The sequence below is a fragment of the Galbibacter sp. BG1 genome, from assembly GCF_013391805.1.
In the GTDB taxonomy this organism is placed as follows: Bacteria; Bacteroidota; Bacteroidia; order Flavobacteriales; family Flavobacteriaceae; genus Galbibacter.
Genome location: NZ_CP058364.1, coordinates 1,544,206 through 1,564,306 on the forward strand (window position 1 = coordinate 1,544,206; position 20,101 = coordinate 1,564,306).

The following is a 20,101-nucleotide window of genomic DNA, read 5'->3' on the forward strand; positions in this document are numbered from 1 at the left end:
ATCAACTAACCTAACTTGATTTTAATCTTCATCTGCTGTTTTTAAAAATTAACCTAACCTATACCTATAACGCCCACCTTTAAAATATCATTGTTTTAGAAATCATAATCTATTGTTAAACCTCTTTTTCAATATTCATAATTTGAGATTATTATTTTAATATGCTACTATTCAATGAGTAAGGTCTTGATTTAAAATTTAGTTACTTTTGACCTTTAAATGAACGATAAACAAATGGAGAATTCTATAAAAGTTGCGGTGTTAGGTGGAGGAAGTTGGGCAACGGCGCTTGTTAAAATGTTAAGTGAGAATATGGAGGAAATTGGTTGGTATATGAGAAACCAAGCAGCTATAGACCATATTTTAACAGCTCAGCACAATCCTAATTATTTGAGCTCTGTTGAATTCAATACAGACAAGTTGAAATTAAGTAGGGATATTAATGAAATAGTTTCTTACGCCGATTATCTCATTTTTGCCATTCCTTCTGCATTTTTGCATGATGAGCTGAGTAATTTAACCGCTTCTTTAGACGATAAAGTAGTATTTTCTGCCATAAAAGGAATTGTACCGGAAAGCGGACTCATAGTAGGGGAACATTTCCACGATTTATACAATGTTCCTTTTGATAGAATTGGGGTGATTACGGGTCCTTGCCATGCTGAAGAGGTGGCCTTGGAACGACTTTCGTACCTTACCGTAGCATCTTCAGACGAGGACAAAGTTATGGTGCTGGCCGATAAACTTGGCGGCCCTTATATTAAAACCAAAATAAGCGATGATATAATTGGTACCGAATATGCCGCTGTATTAAAAAATATTTATGCCATTGCCGCCGGGATTGCGCATGGTTTAGGGTATGGAGATAACTTTCAATCGGTTTTAATGAGCAATGCCATTCGCGAAATGAAGCGCTTTATAAAACGCATTCATAAAATGAAGCGTAACATCAACGACTCTGCATATCTTGGGGATTTGCTCGTTACGGGATATTCCGTGTTCAGTAGGAACAGAATGTTCGGGAATATGATTGGAAAGGGCTATACCGTAAAAAGCGCCATGATGGAGATGAATATGGTGGCAGAAGGATATTACGCAACCAAGAGTGCTGCCAAGATAATCGCGAAACAAAAGCGAAAATCCAAAACCCCTATAATCGACGCGGTAAACGATGTTCTATATGAAGGAAAAGATCCTAAAAAAACATTTTTAAAACTTACTGAGAAGTTGGATTAGGGAATCCTATTTTTTCCTCAAAGCAAAGAAATTAATTTTTTAAATGTTTCCCTTTTTTAGTATCAGGGAAAAAATCTAGATTCCATTTGTCATTTAAAATTCTTACCTCACCATGATACTTTTTATATCAAGGCGTTTCACTCTTTTCCTGCCTGGGTGATATAAGCTCAATAGTTGCTTTTTAAAAAACATAAAAGGCACTTCTTTCAATATATTTATTCAGTTTTTATGGAAAACCGTAAGGTAACTTGTTGATTATTTGATTGTTTTGATTTATGAAATTGGTTTGAAACTAAATATAGAAGTTTTAATGAACCGATTTTATTAAGTTTTTCAATCAAATATTTAAGAATATGGAACTTTACAATCAACTAAAAGGGCTTGCTGATAAGATTGAACTTTTAAAGGATAAAATAGATACAGAGGAATCTACTAAGCATGCGTTTACACTTCCTTTTATAAACATTTTAGGATATGATACATTCAATCCTACCGAAGTTGTTCCTGAGTTTACGGCTGATTTAGGGCTAAAAAAGGGAGAGAAAGTAGATTACGCGATATTCCAAAATGGAGTTCCCATTTTAATTATCGAGTGCAAGCACTGGAAACAGGATTTGAATGTTCACAATTCTCAGCTTTTTAGATATTTTCATGTTACCAAAACTAGATTTTCCCTGCTTACCAATGGCATTATTTATCGTTTTTACACTGATTTGGAGGAAACCAATAAAATGGATGAAAAGCCTTTCTTAGAGTTTGATATTACTAAGATTAAGGAGATCACCGTTAAAGAAATTGAAAAATTCCATAAGTCAAAATTTGATGTTTCTACAATTGTTGATAATGCTAGCAATCTTAAATATACAAGGGAGGTAAAGAGCTTAATTGATGAAGAATTACAAAACCCCTCTCATGATTTCGTGAAACTGTTTGCTAATAGAGCATACAGTGGTAGATTGACTTCAAAAGTTATGGATGAATTCACAGAAATTGTTGGAAAGGCATTCAGTCAAATAATTAGTGAAAAGGTAAATGACAGATTAAATTCAGCTTTAAACAAAGAACAAGAAAAGCAACAAGAAGAAGATCATGTTGAGGAAATACCAAAAAATCAGATTGAAACCACCGAAGAAGAATTGGAGGGTTACCAAATTGTACTTGCAATTTTAAGGCGAAAGCTGGATAAAACAAGAGTAGTTCACCGAGACACGCAATCTTATTTTGGAATTCTGCTAGACGATAACAATAGGAAACCAATATGTAGACTTCACCTAAATGGCGGAGTAAAGTATATAGGCTTATTTGATAAGGATAAAAATGAAATTAAGGAAAAAATAGAATCTGTAGATGATATATACAACTTTGAAAGTCAGCTTTTGAAAACAGTTGGTTTTTATGATGGGGAGTAGGAAGTGTTTTAAATTTATATATGATGGTTAAATCAATTATTTATATTGCAATTGTATGTATTGCATTGCAAAGCCTTAAAGCTCAAACGTGTTCAGAAATGATTGAATATATTAAATCCGAAAGTTATGGCACAACCTATACCAGTTACTCAAGCTCTGCAATTTCTAAAGTCACTTTTCATAATATTATGATAGATTATCAAACCTATTATTTTGCTATTGTTTGCTTTAAAAGCAAATATTCATACGGTTGTAACGAATATATTTATCAAGTAAGTTCAAATACAAAAATGTACTATTCAATGAATTATTTGGAAAGTGCAGGTAAAGCATTTTGGAAATATATACAACCTTACAATGATAATTTGAATTGCGCCCCGGATTTTGAATAGATCGCATCTACATTTTTTTATTTATCAACCCTCATTTCAATCTATTCCGCACATACTTCCCATACATATACTCAGTAACCGGTTTTAAATCCTCTCCATTAACGGGGTGTTTTCCGTACCAAGAAAAGAACTCAACAGAATCTTTGTCAGCTTTGTAATAATAAGATTTCCCTACTTCAACTGCCTTTAAGGGAATCCGTTTCATGTGTTTATATAACTTAGCATCATACCGAACAATTGTATTTGTAGCTGTCTTATGGTCATTCAAATCACAGGAAACTTCTATAAATTTTGTTTCTTGCCAAGTCATGCAAGAAGATTCTTTTTCGTTAGTAAAAAATAGGTTAAAGCATAACATTCCGAGAAGGGAAATTCCTAAAATCAAAATCAATAACCTTTCTTTTGGTCTTCGTTTTAATGGAGTACCTTTTATTGGCTTATCCGTTTCTCTTTCCAGCTTTTCTTCCGAATAGTTATTTATAAAGTCTTCGTAATTTTTATATCCCAAATACCGGCTCATGGCTTCGAGTAAGTCATGTTTGGGTTTTGATGCATGGGGGTTTGTAGCATCAATATATTTTTTATAGGCACGCTCTATGGTTTTATAGGAAGTATTATGGTAGCATTTAAGGTCGTTATGAAATTTCGATTCTAAATAAACACTAAGACCATGTGGGCTATTTTTTGTCGATTCCTTTTCAGCTTTCTCAAAAACCTTTCTTACAAGTGCTTCAATCTTATCCATTACAGTTGGTTGGTATTCAAAATTAATACTATTAGACATTATTTAGACATTCTTGTCCAACAAAAATTAGACAACCTTTTCCGTGTTCTGTCCGCAATCAAGCTGCTTTCTACCATTTACTTTGCCTCGTAGAATGATTTGGTTGTGTAAAGCTAACATAACCATAGCGCTACAATCATTCTTACGGAAATCCTCAATGCAGTGACTTATGCACATTGGGAAGTGGCAAAATGTTGCTGTATTAGGATTTCTACTTCCCAAAACACGGTTCCTATAAGAAGGCAATTGCCTTAAGGAATAATCAGCTGGCTGTGGCCGAGCAGGAACCTTTTTGTTTAATTTTTAAATCTATTAAAATGAAAAAAATATTCTTATTGATATTACTCGCTTCGATAAACGCAGGTTTTATTTCTTGTTCTACGGAAGATGTTTCAGAAACAGAGGCACTATACAACCATCAAGCCAATGGTGAAGATGGTCATACAGGAGGGGACCCTAATGACCCCGATCCGGTAGACTGAAAAATGTATTTATAATTCTTACATTTGAGGAATGAAAACCAACCTACTTTCATTCCTCATTTTTTTTACCTGTTTTTGTGTACTTATATCGTGTCAGCAAGAAGCAAAAACTAAACAAAAGAATGTGGGTGCTACCAATAATACCGACTCCCTATACCTAGAAGCCAATGCACAAAAGGCCAATTCAGAAATAGAAAAAGCACTAGAAGTAAATGCGTTGGGAATTAAAGCTTTGGAAAACGATTCAGATTCCATCTATGCAAAGTTTTTAAGACAGCGTATTGTTTTGCTGGGGCGTAAAAGGCCTTTGGATAGCGCAATTTATTATGCGAACAAACTGTTAGACCTTCAGAGAAAAAATAAAGACACCAGCTTAATAGCTGATGGTTATTATTTAAAGTCGTACTATTTTGATAAAAATAATAGCATAGACAGCACGTTATTAAATGCCTACCGAGCTCTTCAATTGTTTAAAGAAGTTAGAGATAGCACCAACGTAGCATTAAAATCTAGATTTTTATCTGCAATTTTAAGTGATTTGGCAAACTATGAAGAAGCGGAAGTTGTCGGCGTAGAAGGAATTGGTTACATAACTGCTCAGGATAATGCAGAATTGTATTCCAGCTTGTGTAACTCATTAGCGATTATAACAAAAAACAGGGAAAATTATAATGAATCGCTATACTGGTATATTAAAGCGTTGGAGTGGACAGAAAGCAAGCTCAACAAAAACATCATTCAGAATAACATTGCCGTTGTTTATTTAAAACAGGGAAAGTATCAAAATGCTTTCCAATTGTTGAATGAAATTAAAGAGGATACGGTTTTCACTAATCCAAATAATACTTCACATAGAGTAAGAGTACTAGATAATTGGGCTTATGCGAAAAGCAAGTTGAACCATATTGATGCAGAAAAACATTTATTGGAAGCATTAGAACTTAGAAAAAAACGGAATATAGCCTTTAATTTAAACGCAAGTTATATTCATTTGGCAGAGCATTATGCAGATAGAAACGATTTAAGAGCGTTGAGTATGGCAAAAAATGCCCTTAAAACGGCCAAAACATATAATAATCCAGACGACCAACTAGCAGCGCTATCCATTTTGATAGACGTTTCAGCCAATCCTAGACCTTACGCTATTTTATACAGGGATATTAGTGATAGCATTCACAAGGTACGAGAACAGGCGAAAACAAGTTACGCGAAATTAAAGTATGATGTAACACGTAACCGACAAGAAAACACCAATTTAAAGGCAGAAGCGAAAATCAGGGAATTAGAAATCAGCCAAGCTCGGTTAAGAAACTTGGTTTATGTGGTTGTTATTGTCATACTGTTGCTAGTGGCAATTTGGCGGCATAAATACGTAAAAAATAAACACCGAAGGGAGAAAGAAAAAGCTATATACGACACTGAATTGGGCATATCCAAAAAAGTCCATGACGAACTGGCTAACGATGCTTTTAATATATTATTGTTTATTCAAAATGAAACAATTTCATTTGCCCAAAAAACAGCTATAATCGATGCTTTAGATAGTCTCTATAAAAAAACAAGGGATATCGCTAGGGAATTTAACGATATCAAGACGGGCATTGAGTTTGAAGAAACGCTTAAAAGTCTTCTTTCAAGATTCAATACTGCCGAAACGAGTATAATTAGCAAAGGCATTCAAGATGTTCCTTGGTCCGAGATAACCGACCTTAAACAGAAAGCACTGTACCGTGTTCTTCAGGAACTTTTAATTAATATGAAGAAGCATAGCGGGGCTACACTGGTTATTCTTCATTTCAAAAATGCCGGAGATAAATTAAGTATTTCCTATTCAGATAATGGAGTCGGAATCAAAAATAATCAACGTTCTAGCGGAAATGGAATAAGGAATATGGAAAACCGTATTGATTTGGTTAATGGAAAAATTAGTTTTGATGATTCCGTCAAAGGATGTAAAGTGAAAATCGAAATTCCCTACTGATTCAAAAGCAACCATGTTTAAAAAAGTATTGATAGCCGAAGATATAGACAGTATAAACGCAGGTTTAATAGCGAACTTAAAACAGTCGTTTGATTTTGAAATAGACCATGCAAAATATTGTGATGATGCTCTACTGAAATTTAAAAAAGCAGTATTGGATCGAAATCCCTACGATTTATTAATAACAGACTTATCATTTAAGCAAGACCACCGTGAGTGCGCAATGTATTCTGGAGATGCGCTTGCCAAGGCCGTGCTAACGGAAGACCCTTCCATTAAAGTAATTGTATATTCCATCGAAGACCGTCCCCAAAAAATAAAATCCCTTTTTCAAGAGGCTGGTATTAGTGCTTATATATGCAAAGGTAGGGAGAGCGCCAAAGAATTTAAAACGGCTATAGAAACCATTTACACATCGCAGCAATACCTATCACCGGAAATTGCGTATGCAATGAATGGAGAACCAGTTTTGGAAATAGAAGAATTTGATATTTTATTGCTGAAGGAGTTAGCTAATGGAAATTCGCAAGATGAAATATCAGCCCTTTTTAAAGAAAAAAATATCAAGCCTTCCAGTTTAAGCAGTATTGAAAAGCGGCTTAATAAACTTAAGATTTCTTTTAAGGCGAAGAATGCCACACACTTAGTTTCTATAGTAAAAGACTTAGGACTAATCTAGTATTCCCACCACATCATTTTTCTTTTTTCACTACGGTTATCCGTAAGGAAACCTTCTGCATTGTACTTACGTTTGTGGTACTAATCTAAACGAATACTTATGATAACTAAAATGAAGCATTAAAAGCAACTTATGTTCCTGTAGGAGGATTGGCTCGAGAAGGAATGATACAGGAGGCAAAAGCAGAAATGCTCAAAAATGTTGATATGAATGGTACTTCGAAGGATATAATAAACCAAACGGAGGAAATAATGGGTTCTTTTTTTCCTTATTTAGAACATATAAGGTATTGCCAGTAATTTGAACAAACCGAAAACCAACCAAAATAAAGAATGAAAAAAATTTTACTTCTATTTACAGCAATTGGACTTTTTAGCTGTAATTCTCACCTTGATAAACCGATTTTTGAACCTTTGACTGTAAATGAGCTTAAAGAATCAATAGACAATGATTCTTTATTCCAAAAAACCTATGAATATATTGTTTACGTAAGAGATACAGTTCTAAAAACTGATATGGAAAAAATAAAATTTGCAGACTTAACTTATGAACAAGTATACGACTTTGCCAAATTTTCTTCTGACACAGTTTACTTTAAACCCATAAATCAACGTATTGAAAAAGAATGGAATGAAAAATATGGTATTTATGTACAAAAGGTTGATTCAATTTCAAATTATTGGAAAAATTATAAAGAAGAAAACTCTTTAGAACAATACGTCAAAGTCGAACTTGCAATAATTGAGAAAGAATATTACAGCTACTCGAGTGGAATAAGAAACATAAATCTTGGGTTTAGGCTAACACCTTTAAAAGGTAAAATTGACCAAGTAAGATTTGGATATAAAATTGAGGCAAAAATCAATGAAAAGGATAATGAAGACAGTTATTCATCAATTTATTCTGCATTAGATAAATCTTGGTGTTTGACAACTAACCCATTTTCAAAACCAGTTGTCAGATATTGGGAAGCAAGCTATACAAATGAAAAAATCCTCAAAAGTAAAACTCTTGAAACTGTAAGCTCCCCTTAAAACCGAACTGTTTAGAAGTATAATAATTTTATTAATTTTAAACAGCAATTATGAGAAAGAGTAAATTCAGTCCGCAACAGATCGCAAAGATTTTAAAAGAATTCGACAACGGCAAAACAGCTGCTCAGATCAGCCGTGAGCACGGTGTGAGCACCGCTGCCTTCTACAAATGGCGGGAACGCTATGCAGGGATGAGCGGTAAGGAGCTAAAACGGTTAAAGGAGCTCGAAGAGGAAAACCGTAAGCTCAAGCAGATGTATGCCACATTGGCCCTTGACCACCAGATGGCCAAGGAGGTTATCGAAAAAAAGCTTTAAAGCCCTGCCGTAAGCGGAGTATCAGCAAAGAGCTCATTCATTACGGTATCAGTAGGGCGTGCCGTGTCCTGGGAATGAGCAAGAGTGTTTATTACTACAACCCGATAGCCAAAGATGACAGTGAGATAGAACGAGCTTTGAAAGAGAAAGCTGAAGCGCATTCTGAAGAGGGGTTTTGGAAGGCTTACGACCGATTGCGGGAAGAGGGCAAGCCATGGAACCATAAAAGGGTGTACAGGGTCTATGTGTCACTGGGGCTTCCCTTGAGAAGAAAGGCAAAGAAACGTTTACCGGCAAGGGTCAAGGAGCCTTTAAATGTACCAGATCAACTTAACCATACCTGGAGCATGGATTTTGTAACCGATGTCCTAGAGAACAAAAGACGCTTCAGGGCCTTTAACATCATCGATGATTTTAACAGGGAGGCGCTCCATATAGAAATAGACTTTTCATTGACCAGCAGCCGGGTGGTTTGGGTGCTCAACCATCTCATCAACAAAAGAGGGAAGCCCCGGAAGATACGGATGGACAATGGGCCGGAATTTATCGCCGAGATCGCATCACAATGGAGCGAAATGCACGAGATAGCTTTCCAGTACATAGAGCCTGGGAAACCAACCCAAAATGCTTTTATAGAACGCTTCAATGGCAGCTATAGACGCGGGGTACTAAACAAATACATATTCCAGAACATTGATCAGGTAAGGGAACAGACGCAAATATGGGTCGATGACTACAATAACCACAGACCTCACGATGCCTTGGGAAAAATCCCTCCGGTAAAATATGCAAAACTTAATTCTACTTTGGCTAGCCAAAGTAGAATTAAAAACGGTATTTTTAAACCAGTTTTAGAAAATTAAGCAGTTCTATTATGGGGAAGCTTACAAAACCTTCAACAGAGATTATAATATTCATATAGAAATTGATGAAATAAGAAAAGACGGAGCAAACATGAGTAATGATGATTTGAACATTCCTGAGTCCGTTTCAGACTACTGGAAGTACGAGAATAAAGAATTAGGTGATGACTTTTTATACTTTGGTGATAATATGTATATCGAAGACGTGGTTAGCGAAGTATTGAATGAAAAATATATGAGCAGGTTCGATTATCGAAATCAAGAGATTAATAAAATTTTGAAAGAAAAGGACCTTTTGAACTATAAATTTAAAGAACTGGCCCCTTTCAAATTTGAATTGTTGAGGTATTCATTAATAAAATAAAAACTGCTTACAATAATGTAAAAAAATTATTGCTCAATTTTGAGCTTAACCAAAGGTCGTTGCAAGTTTACTACATCTGATTTTCCCAAGGAAAATCCTCGATCGTAAATCCTTAACTGACGCTTATACGAGACCATTTATGAAATATGCTTTTATAAAATATCAGTTTGTTCTATTCATATTCTGTATGTTGCTGGGTTGTATAAATACCTTTAGTCAATCCAATAGTTTAGTTGTGTCCTGTAGTCACGAAACAGGTAGGTGTACTGGGTCATCTTATTGCACCGCTTGTAAGAATTGTAAGTATTGCAAGTATTGTAGTAATGGAGGTTCTTGTGGAGTTTGTTCACGAAGAAGTACACAATCTACAAACCGAAACTACAGCTCAAGTTCTAGTGGCTTTTCTTCTAAAAGAAAAGTTACTACTGAAAGTAGTTTGAGGACTAATCCAAGTTACGGTATTTATAATCTTCCTAATGACACATATTCTGAATATTATTTAAAAACCTTATATGTGACTGCCGCAATATTAAATTTGCGTGCGGGACCAAGTGTTGAATATATAGTTTTGGAAAAACTTGAAGAGAACCAAGAACTTGTTTTTCTTGCAATGATAGGAGATTGGATTAAAGTAAAAGTGAAATCAACTAAAACAATTGGATTTGTTCATCGGGAGCATGTGGTTGTAGTGAATTAAAGACAACAAGCTGTTTGAAGATACTAGAATGAAAAAAAATCTTCAGAAGATATTTCTCAGTTACCAAATTAGGTAATATCATCTGTTTAGCGGAATTACATTAAAAAAATTAATAATCGTGCTATTACGATTATGTTTTGGGGGATGAGCCCTGTGCGTCGCACAGGGCTTTTTCATTCCACCACCCCATGCCTGTCAATTTCCTCTAAAATGCGTTGCATCCAAAAGGTATAATCCTCTTCTTTCAGTTGGAAAACATTTTGGTACTCTTTTACAATCATGGGCGAGTATTTTTTTACGCTATCTATATCAAAATACATACGTCCTGTACGTCTGATAAAAAAGTCAAGCGGATTCTGAAGCAGTTCGTGTTTTACTGTAAAATGGAACTCTGCTTTTAGTAATCTGGCCATAGTGTCGTCATCATCAAAACGGTTGAAGAAGTCTAAAATAGTTTCCGTTTGTTTTCCGTAGGTTGTGGTTAAATACCAAGCATCGCGTTTTGTAAATTCATCGCTTTCAAGAGAGGTGAATATTTGGTCAGCATACGCTTTTACTTCAGCAAAACTTTCCCAAGGGCCACCACAAAGCGGAATTCCATGGGTTTTACTGTTTCCAAAGGATAGATTTTCTGTGGTATTTAACTTCTTTACAGCTCTATCCACCACACGCTCCGCCATCTTTCGGTAACCCGTCAGTTTTCCTCCAGCAATGCTTAATAGTCCGCTTTCAGATTCAAAAATTTCGTCTTTTCTGGATAATTCGGTGGCCGATTTTCCTTCTTCGTGAATCAATGGTCGTAACCCTGCCCAAGAAGACTGAATATCGTTGAGCGTTAGGTTAAGCGTCGGGAACATATAGTTTACTGTTTTAATAAGGTAAAAAGCATCGGAGTGATCGGCAAAAACTTCATTTTTATCCCCTAAATAATCGGTGTCTGTGGTGCCAACATAGGTTATTTTCCCTCTGGGAATTGCAAAAATCATCCTTCCGTCAGGGGCATCAAAATAAACGGATTGTCTTACAGGGATTTTCCTATGTGGAAAAACCAAATGGATTCCTTTTGTAAGGTGAAGGCTACTTCCTTTTTTACTTTTATTAATGGATCTTACGTCGTCTACCCACGGCCCAGTGGCATTTATTAAATACTTGCTCTTTATGTCAAATAAATCGCCTGTAACTATATCTTTTGCTTTAACGCCTTTAACTTTTCCTTCTATATAATTAAAATCGATTGCTTGTGTGTAGTTTAGTGCTGTAGCCTTATAATGGAGGGCAGTTTTAATATTTTCTAAAGTAAGCCGCGCATCGTCGGTTCTATATTCGGCGTAGTAGCCGGCGCCTTTTAAAATACTTTCTGGGAGCAATGGCTCTAGTTGTAACGTTTCCTCTTTGTTCAACATTTTCCGTTGATCTTCCCCATCCACTTGCGCCAATAAATCGTAAATTTTTAGGCCTATCGAGGTAAGCCATTTTCCATAGGAACCTTTTTCTATTAGTGGCAATAACATTTTTTCGGGGATTACCAGATGCGGGGCCAATTGATGCACAACTGCTCTTTCGGTTCCCACTTCTTTTACCAAGCCAAAATCAAACTGCTTTAAATACCGGAGTCCGCCATGGATTAACTTTGTGGATTTACTACTGGTGCCAGATGCGAAATCTGCTTTCTCTATAAGTGCTACTTTCAATCCTCGTGAAGCAGCATCCAGTAAAATACCTGCGCCTGTTATGCCGCCCCCGATAATTAGCAAGTCGTATTCGTTACTTTTTAATTCTGAAACGGTTTGAGAGCGATTAAGATTGGTGAATTCTGTAATTTTCATCCCTTGTAATTTCCTCTTCGGAAGATACAATTTTCATTATTTAAATGGGGAGAAGAAAGCTTACTTTTTCACATACTTTTCAATTGTTTTGATAGTCAATCTACGTTTATGAAGTTTTCTCTACCTCAATAAAAATCGATTTTTCATTACCCTCCTCATCAATAACCGTAATGGTATGCACACCTTCTGAAGGCAACATGGTAATTTCGTGAAAATTCGTTGTTTTTCCGAGATAGCTATTGTCCAGATACCAAAAAACTACGGTATTTGGTTTAGGGTGGGCAATTTTACATATCATTTCGCCCGTTTGCCCTTTAAAGTTTTTAGTAAGAATAATTTTGTTACGGTTTTTGGGATAGATAAAATCCATTATTTCTTGGGTGGCACCTTTGCATCCCGTAAGCATTTCAGGTAGGGGTTTGTAATTGGCATTACTATTTGTATAGTAATATTCCAGTAGGGGAGGTAGTTTAAACCAAGGTTCGGTTACCATGTCTTCGAGTGGATAGCAACTGGAATTTACCCGGTATTGTTTTTTACTATCTAAATGGATAAGTTGATGATAGGGACAGACTTTATAATTTTTTCCAGCCGTAGCAACAAACATATCGGTTGATGGGCAGATAGGAGAAGCCAAATAGCCACTGTTTTTGCAAATGTTTACTTCGGTTAGTGCATCGAAAGGGGTGGGAAACCAATCTGTTTTTGGCAGGATATTAAAAACATCAAAAAGAATGGGAGCGGCGCTGTTTATGCCTGTTAAGTTTGGGCGTCCCTCTCCATCGGCGTTTCCTACCCAAACCCCTACCAAGTATTTTTTGGTAACTCCAATGGCCCAAGCATCACGGTTACCAAAGCTTGTGCCAGTTTTCCATGCAATATCTTCTGCCGATTCGAAAAATTTCCATGCGTCCTCACCAGGTCTGTTAACTTCTTTTAATGCCTGCAAGGTTAAAAAAAAACTACCGGCATCGAAAACGGTTTTATCCAAGCTTTTTTTCCCGAAGTTAACTTGTTGTTTATCTAAAATAATAGGCGCAGCAAATTCATTTTTATAATACTCACTGGAAGTTTCGGTAAAGTGGGTAACTGTTCCAGCCATTCCGGCGTACGCCCTGCACAGATCCCATAAATTGCTTTCTGCACCTCCCAGTATTAACGATAGGCCGTAGTAATTTGCAGATTTATTAATGTCTTTTTGATGAAAATCATTAAGTTGTTCCCTAAATTTTTCAAGTCCGTATTCTTGTAAAAGTCGAACTGCAGGTACATTTAGAGATCTTGCCAATGCCTCGCTTGCCGGAACTGCGCCACTGTATTGCTCGTCAAAATTTTTAGGTTGATAGCCTGCTATTTGAGTGGGTACATCGGCAACCAAACTATTTGGGAGTAATTCGCCACTATCCATCATAGCGGCATATAAAAATGGTTTAAGAATACTTCCCGTACTTCTCGGAGCTTGAATAACATCCACATATTTTTGATGAGTACCGGAAGTAGGCGTGTTCCCCACATAAGCTAAAACTTTTCTGGATTCGATATCCATAACCATAACCCCTGCATTGAACACTTGGTTTTGCTTCAAATGCTCATAATGCCTTTTTACGATGTTATTAGTGCTTGATTGCAGTTCATAGTCAATTGTGGTCGTAACTTTTTCACCTGCATGCCTGTTGTCAACCAAAGCTAATAAATGGGGGGCTAGCTGCGGAAGGGGGTAGGGTTTTGCGGGGAGTTGCTCTGCAACTGCCAATTTAAAGGTAAGGGAGTCTATAACCTTTGTCTTAAATAATTTTTGAAGCAGTCGATCTCTTTTTTGCTTCAATTGCTTTTTGTTTTTCCCGGGATAGATAAGTGCAGGGGCATTGGGTAAAACAGCCAATGTAGCACTTTCTGCCCAAGAAAGTTGGCTAGCTTGTACTCCAAAATAACGCCATGAAGCCATTTCTAATCCCACTACATTGCCCCCAAATGGCGCATGGGTGGCATAAAGGTTTAAAATTTTATCTTTGGAATAGCGAAGTTCTAACCGTGTTGCCAAAACCAGCTCTATCAGTTTTTCAAAATAGGTACGGTTCTTTCCTTTTCTGGAAAGCCTTATCACTTGTTGTGTTAAAGTACTTCCGCCCCTTACTATTTTCCCAGATTCCAGGTTGGTATAAAGCGCCTTAGCGATAGAAATAGGGTTAAACCCGGGATGCCGATAAAAATGGGCGTCTTCGAAAGCGAGTATACACTCTTTAAATTTTCTTGGTATGCTATCATTTGCCGGAAAACGCCATTGTTCGTCTTCTGCAATATGAGCCCCCAACAATTTACCGTCGTTACTTTGGATTACGGTGGAAGTGGGACTCTCAAAAAGTTGCTTCGGAAGGGAAAAATAGTAAACAAATAAAAACAGCAGAATTAATACTGATTTTACGCGGTGCTTTTTCCATAGATATTCGAAAAAATAAAGCGGATTTATGGTGTTACGTTTATCCATTTTCCTTTAGTTCTTACCATAAAATCATCGTCATACATGGCTTCCGCTTGTATTCCCGGTAAATAGTAGCTGCCGAGATAGGAAGCATTCAATAAAATTCTAAAAGTCTTACTTTCATTTTCCTTTAAGTCAAAATAAAAATTGGCACGGTCATCCCTTAAATCGGTATATTTGGCCTTGTTTTCTTCAAACGCCCCAATATCCGTAAACCTGGTATTTATAAGTTCCCATCCACTAGGGAAAATTTCTGTAAGTGCCACATTTTTTATCGCTTCTGCCTTCGTGTTTGTAATGGTGACTTCTGCAATAAAATTGGTTCCTTGCGTAAGGTTTGTTATGTCGATAGGTTTTCCATCCACACCTTTAAAAGCTACAACCGAATTTAAATTCCTACTTTCAGTTTTTTCTTCGCCAACTGGTAATTTTCCGGTATTTAATACCCTTACAAAAACAGTATTGTCCTTTTTGTTAGTTATACTGATGACGTTCGAACCTTTTTTTATGGAAAGATTTCTGTTGGCAAGGGTTTTGTCGGTTTCAATGGAAGTATTTTCCTGATTAAAGGAATAAGAAAGCTGAATTCCTTTTCCTCCCACATATTTGGCGAATTTGGCCATGGAAAGTAATCCATATGCGGTGGTTTGTGTACTCATCCAGGTATTGGAAGCTAAATCTTTGGCTATTAGCTGCGCCAACTCCTGTGCTGCCTTTTTATCTTTTAATACGATAAGGGTTTCCAACGCCATGGCTTTATTTCTTTCGGTCGAACCATAGGTATAATAATCGTATTCCACAGGGGCAAAATTTATGTTGGCAGTATTAAAAATAGTTTTTGCGGCCTCCTTTTGACCAATAAGTGCGTAGGCAGCCGCCAATCTATGTTTTGCTTCATTGGAAATACTGGAAGTTTCCCTTAGACGATTCATGGAAGAAACATCGGCATTGCCCGATAATGCCAATGAGTATAATCGGTAAGCCTGCGATAGACCTGAACCGTTGTGGGTATACCGCCATTGTTTTGCCATTTGCTGCTGATAGCTTATCCATTTGGATTTAAAACTGATAGGCAACACATAACCTTTCTTTTCGGCCTCCAGTAAAAAGTGGCCAGCGTAGGAAGTTCCCCAGTCACTGGCATTGTTTTGTCCTTGCCAGTAGGAGAAGCCGCCGTTTGGTAATTGAAAATTTTGGAGTCGGTTAATCGCTTTTTCAATATTTTTCTGAATGTCTTTCTTTTTAGCAAAGGTCAAATCAAAAATATCAGTTAAATAGAGTTGAGGAAAAGCAGCCGATGTTGTTTGCTCCACACAACCGTGAGGATATTTAATGAGATATTCCAGTCGACTTGTAAAATTCATGGGGGGAAGCGTAGAAAATTCTATTTGGGCGCTGTTGCTTCCATCAATTCCAAAGGTTTCAAAAGAAATTTCCTGCGTTCCATTCGGTTCTAAGATCGCTTCTTTTACAATTGTGGAATACGGATTTGGATTTACTACGTCCAATTCAATTTCATAAGATGCCTTTTCGCCATTTGCCCTTGCGTTTACTTTTATTTCTCCTATTCCCGAAATATTATTTACCTGAAAATCGAAGTACACCATTTTTTCATCTGGTTGGTCGAAGGTTACCGTTTTGGTCTTATCGCCCACTATGGTGTATTTGTTGTTTTCTTCTAACGTAACAGTAACGTTTTTGATATTTTTTTCCATCGCAAAAACAGTTACCGGAAGGGTTACTTTTTCTTTGGGTGTAATTTTTCTGGGAGCCGAAGCCAAAACCATTACGGGTTTTTTCACAGGAGTGGAATTTTCGGCAATCCCATAGGCGTTCTTTTCTACATTTCCTGCAATAACCATAGTGCGAACCGCCCCAACATATTTTGGAACGTGTATCGTGTGGGTTTTGCTGCTGTTTTCTGAAAGTTCAAACGGACCCAAATAAACGACCATCGGCTTAAACCTATTCGCCTTTTTGTTCTTTGCCCCTGCGGCCATTCCATCTCCACCAATGCTAAAAACTTGATCGACTCTGCCGCCAAATGCTCCAATTACCTCATCGTAAATGTCCCAAGTTTTTACCCCTAAAGCTTCCCTGGCAAAAAAATGATCCCAAGGATTGGGTGTTTTAAATCGTGTTAGATCCAATAAACCTTCATCTACAACGGCTAAAGTATACGTCATCGCCTTTCCATTTTTCTCGGCTACTTTTACTTTAAAACTTTCTTCTGGTTTAAGGGAGTTGGGCATGCTAATGGTAGGTTCTAAAATAGTTTCTGGATTGGTTACCGAAATGGGAATAACCCCGTACATACGTATGGGTACATCGCTTACTGTGGATGCATGTGGTTGCAACAAGGAGATATGTATGTAAACGTTTGGAGTGTAGAGTGCTTCGATAGGGATTTCAAATTTGGTTTCTCCCTCTTGCGGTATAATCCACATAGAATTTAAAACTTCATTTCCATTTTCTACAGTTACTAACGCTCTCCCACCTTCACTGGAAGGAAAAGTAACGGTGGCGTTTTCACCTACTTTGTAACTTTCTTTATCAGCAGAAAAAACGAGCATAGTTGCTGCTTCTGGATCTTGATTTTTGGACTTTCCAGCCCAACCAGGCCAATCGAAATAGACGGTTTCCCCAGTTGTATGTCCGCTTTTAGGATCTTCAGCCCTTACTAAATAACGCCCCCATTCGGGATATTTTAACTCGAAATTAAAAGTGGCATTCCCCTTACTATTTGTGTTTATTTTTTTGGAATATACCTCTTCTTGATAATCATCGGCATTAAACGTTGATAGGTTATCTTCAGAGGTATCCCACCACCATCTCCAATCAATTTTATAAACGGAAACTTTAAGATTTTCTACCGCCTTTGGCTGCCCCTGCTCATCAACTGTAGCTACTTCAAATGTGTGTTTTTCATCGGTTAGAAGCATGTTTCTAGCGGCATCCCCATCGGGTACCCTTAAGCCAACATACGTATGGTAGGGAGAGTATGGTTTTGAAAAAACATCGGTACTAAAATCCCCACCGGTTTCATATACTTTGGTGATGAAGGAAGCATTCAGCATTCCTGGCGCTTTATTTTCCAGTTGAGGTTTTAAACTAAAACTGGCCTTTCCTTCGGTATTAACGTTTCCTTCGAAAACTGTTTGATCTTCAGCCGTAAACTTTCGGGTAGGATCGTCGAAAGTATATTTTGGAAAACCTTCGAAATTGGTTTTGGAAGCTGAAAAACGTACTTTAATATCGCTTTTCATGTTTTTGGCAATGGCGCCATGCAGCCAATTAACCGCCATATTTCCTTGAATAGGGCTTTTGGAGGATAGGATCTCTTGATTAAAATCTACCTTAATTTTTAAACGGTTGGGTTTTATGGTTTCAATATTCAGCTGTTTGGTAAAAGTGGCGCCGCCCACATGAATTTTAGCAGTCCATTTACCTGTTGGGGCACTGGAGTTTGTGGAAGTATTAAAATTATAAAAGCCTCCAATACTATTGTTAACCGATTTTTTATCCACTATTTTCCCGTAAGGGTCAATCAACTCGAATTTTACTGGATGCGATTCCGGAATTCTATTGTTTTGGTCGTTTAAAATAAAATTCAAGAAAATGGAATCACCAGGTCTCCAAACACCCCTTTCACCATAGATAAACCCTTTAATCCCTTTTTGAAGTTCTCTTCCCGCTACATCAAATTTACTTACCGAAAGTGCATTGCCGTCGTTAAGCTTAATATAGGTTTTTTGATTGTTTCTTTCGGCCACCGCAAAATAAACCGGTGCTGGAGCATCGAAAATGGAGGTTCCTGTGGCATCGGTTATTAAATCTCCCAAAGGCTGTTGTTGGTAGTTGTAAAAAGTAACTTTGGTACCGGCAAGGGGATCGGTAGTTATTAAATTATTGACTACTACAAAATAGCTTTCATTCTTTCCTTTTTTTACGGTTAAGCCAATATCGCTTGCAATTACATTTGTTTTAACTGTTTTGTTGTGGTAATAGGAGTTGCTGCAAGGATTCTCCCTTTCATTCCAATTGTAATCTTCGTAATAATCGTTGTAATAACTGTAGTTTTCAGTAGGGTTCCATTCCTCAGATGAAGCTACTTCTTCCTTGTAATCGTCGTAATTGTTTAGCTGAAAAACTGTATTATCTTCATTGTTATCGCATCGGTAGGCGCTGTAATTTCTTCCGAAGGAAAACTCCACACGGTAAATTGCTCCGGGATCTGGGGAAATAAGCTCTCGTAAATCTATTGCATATGCACGCCAATTACCCGTATTTTTGGTAAGATTGCTTTGTAATTGAATGGCTTTTTTGGCTACGGGCCTTGCCACTGTTCTAAGATTGCCTGTCCCGTTGATGTCTTCATTTTGTAAATACTGAAGAATATTGTTTTGATATATCTTTATAACAGTTACATCTACCGCCTTTAGGTTTACGGCTTCAAAATTAATTTTAAGATTGTTGGAAGAGGGTAATATCGTTCCGCTGCTAAGCAAGCGCACTTGGGGCTTTAATTGCTCGAAGGCAATATTTTCACTAAAAATATTTTTTAGCTTATAGCCATCTGAACTTTGTACGCCTTGAAAGATATTAAGCTGACTAACACCTTTAATTTTTTCACTGGGATATGCTTTTAAAATGTTGCCATCGATAATAAATTTCATTTTTTCTGAACCTTCCAAAGTAATTAAACCGTCTAAGTTCTGTGTTTTGTTAAGCGGATCGGAGAAATTAATTTCCAAATATTGGTTCTCACCCTGAAAGGTGTGAATATCGACCACAGAGAAATTGTTTTTTCCAGGAATGGTAACTTTTGCTTCTCCTTTGTCATTGAGCCCGAGCGGGTGGCCATCCCATTGAATTTCTATGGTAGAATCGTCGTCGAAACGTTGAATGCTATCTATTTTAAAAGGCATCTGTGTTCCTTCTCCAACAGTTTCATCAAATTTTATATCTAGGCTTTTCCCATTTTGATAAGCAGTTACCAATCCTTCTGCTTCTTTTAAACTTATTACATCGCTACTGCGCAGATTTCCTTCCAAGTACTGCCAGCTTTTGGAATACGACTGTAAGTTTTCCGTGGTTACATTAAACTCCTGCTTAATGGTTTTTACTTGAAAAGAAAAATCTTTAAACTCCGATGGAAGGTCGTCTATCAATCGGTCTAGATCCAATTCAAACGTATATTCTTTATCCTGCTGAAACCCTTTTTCTGGAATGAAAGCAATGGTTTGGTTGTTTAAGGCTACAACTTTTCCATCGGTGTGTGGGGATACTGTGAAGAGCCCGTCGTCTAAAACCATGTTCTCTTTAAGTTTGTTTGAAGGATTTCTCAATACCACACGAACATCCGACTTGGCTGAAATGATGCCAGCGGAAACATCAGAAACATAGGCGCGAAACTTAAGGAGGTTTTCCTTTTGAGTTTTGGCATCCTCTTGTTTGTTTTTACAGCCTAGCACCAAAACGGCCAGCAGTAAAAATAAAATTCTTGGAAAAGTCATTTAAGTAGTTTTTAGTATTGGAAATAGAGGAGTTTCGAAGTA

General features: G+C 37.0%; 16 protein-coding genes. 12 read left to right on the plus strand and 4 right to left on the minus strand.

From position 1 onward, the window contains the following. Positions 1 to 234: 234 nt before the first annotated feature. The 3 genes from HX109_RS06865 to HX109_RS06875 all read left to right on the plus strand — a co-directional run bounded on the left by HX109_RS06865 (position 235) and on the right by HX109_RS06875 (position 3,037). A complete protein-coding gene (locus tag HX109_RS06865; RefSeq protein ID WP_178950527.1) occupies positions 235 to 1,236 on the plus strand; it encodes an NAD(P)H-dependent glycerol-3-phosphate dehydrogenase in 1,002 nt (333 codons plus the stop codon). Positions 1,237 to 1,589: 353 nt separating this feature from the next. Then, positions 1,590 to 2,645: a type I restriction endonuclease gene (locus HX109_RS06870; RefSeq protein WP_178950529.1), complete on the plus strand. Its 1,056-nt coding sequence runs from the start codon at positions 1,590 to 1,592 to the stop codon at positions 2,643 to 2,645. A 20-nt stretch (positions 2,646 to 2,665) separates the two neighbouring features. Beyond that, on the plus strand, positions 2,666 to 3,037 hold the full coding sequence (locus tag HX109_RS06875) for a hypothetical protein (RefSeq protein WP_255462807.1): 372 nt from the start codon (positions 2,666 to 2,668) through the stop codon (positions 3,035 to 3,037). Positions 3,038 to 3,068: 31 nt separating this feature from the next. Here HX109_RS06875 and HX109_RS06880 read toward each other — a convergent pair whose 3' ends face one another. Beyond that, complete coding sequence (locus HX109_RS06880) at positions 3,069 to 3,821, minus strand: hypothetical protein (protein ID WP_178950531.1); 753 nt, start codon at positions 3,819 to 3,821, stop codon at positions 3,069 to 3,071. Between the two features lie 317 nt (positions 3,822 to 4,138). Between HX109_RS06880 and HX109_RS06885 the strand changes: the two genes are divergently transcribed. The 9 genes from HX109_RS06885 to HX109_RS06920 all read left to right on the plus strand — a co-directional run bounded on the left by HX109_RS06885 (position 4,139) and on the right by HX109_RS06920 (position 10,238). Further along, positions 4,139 to 4,303, plus strand: coding sequence for a hypothetical protein (locus HX109_RS06885; protein WP_178950533.1), 165 nt, complete (start codon positions 4,139 to 4,141; stop codon positions 4,301 to 4,303). A gap of 31 nt (positions 4,304 to 4,334) precedes the next feature. Further along, positions 4,335 to 6,284 carry a tetratricopeptide repeat-containing sensor histidine kinase gene (locus tag HX109_RS06890; protein ID WP_178950535.1) on the plus strand — a complete coding sequence of 650 codons (1,950 nt, stop codon included), beginning with the start codon at positions 4,335 to 4,337 and terminating at the stop codon, positions 6,282 to 6,284. Between the two features lie 13 nt (positions 6,285 to 6,297). Then, on the plus strand, positions 6,298 to 6,963 hold the full coding sequence (locus HX109_RS06895; protein WP_178950537.1) for a response regulator transcription factor: 666 nt from the start codon (positions 6,298 to 6,300) through the stop codon (positions 6,961 to 6,963). A 188-nt stretch (positions 6,964 to 7,151) separates the two neighbouring features. Next, positions 7,152 to 7,262 (plus strand): hypothetical protein, encoded by a 111-nt coding sequence (locus tag HX109_RS16405; RefSeq protein ID WP_410504060.1) that lies wholly within the window; start codon positions 7,152 to 7,154, stop codon positions 7,260 to 7,262. A gap of 33 nt (positions 7,263 to 7,295) precedes the next feature. Next, positions 7,296 to 7,997, plus strand: a complete 702-nt coding sequence (locus HX109_RS06900; protein WP_178950538.1) for a hypothetical protein — start codon at positions 7,296 to 7,298, stop codon at positions 7,995 to 7,997. Between the two features lie 50 nt (positions 7,998 to 8,047). Further along, positions 8,048 to 9,177 (plus strand): IS3 family transposase gene (locus HX109_RS06905; protein ID WP_178949636.1). Its coding sequence is split into 2 segments (ribosomal slippage): positions 8,048 to 8,309 and positions 8,309 to 9,177, totalling 1,131 coding nucleotides; the frame shifts between segments, so codons are not numbered across the junction. A 91-nt stretch (positions 9,178 to 9,268) separates the two neighbouring features. Further along, on the plus strand, positions 9,269 to 9,541 hold the full coding sequence (locus HX109_RS06910; RefSeq protein ID WP_178950540.1) for a hypothetical protein: 273 nt from the start codon (positions 9,269 to 9,271) through the stop codon (positions 9,539 to 9,541). 233 nt (positions 9,542 to 9,774) lie between these two features. Continuing rightward, positions 9,775 to 9,981, plus strand: coding sequence for a hypothetical protein (locus tag HX109_RS06915; RefSeq protein ID WP_178950542.1), 207 nt, complete (start codon positions 9,775 to 9,777; stop codon positions 9,979 to 9,981). Between the two features lie 74 nt (positions 9,982 to 10,055). Further along, complete coding sequence (locus HX109_RS06920; RefSeq protein ID WP_178950544.1) at positions 10,056 to 10,238, plus strand: SH3 domain-containing protein; 183 nt, start codon at positions 10,056 to 10,058, stop codon at positions 10,236 to 10,238. A gap of 173 nt (positions 10,239 to 10,411) precedes the next feature. Here HX109_RS06920 and HX109_RS06925 read toward each other — a convergent pair whose 3' ends face one another. From HX109_RS06925 to HX109_RS06935, 3 genes are all read right to left on the minus strand, one after another. Further along, complete coding sequence (locus HX109_RS06925; protein ID WP_178950546.1) at positions 10,412 to 12,064, minus strand: glycerol-3-phosphate dehydrogenase/oxidase; 1,653 nt, start codon at positions 12,062 to 12,064, stop codon at positions 10,412 to 10,414. 106 nt (positions 12,065 to 12,170) lie between these two features. After that, positions 12,171 to 14,549 (minus strand): penicillin-binding protein 1C, encoded by a 2,379-nt coding sequence (gene pbpC / locus HX109_RS06930; protein WP_178950548.1) that lies wholly within the window; start codon positions 14,547 to 14,549, stop codon positions 12,171 to 12,173. Then, entirely contained in the window at positions 14,528 to 20,059 is a 5,532-nt protein-coding gene (locus tag HX109_RS06935) for an alpha-2-macroglobulin family protein (protein ID WP_178950550.1), read from the minus strand. The genes pbpC and HX109_RS06935 overlap by 22 nt, the downstream gene beginning before the upstream one ends. Between the last annotated feature and the right edge of the window lie 42 nt (positions 20,060 to 20,101).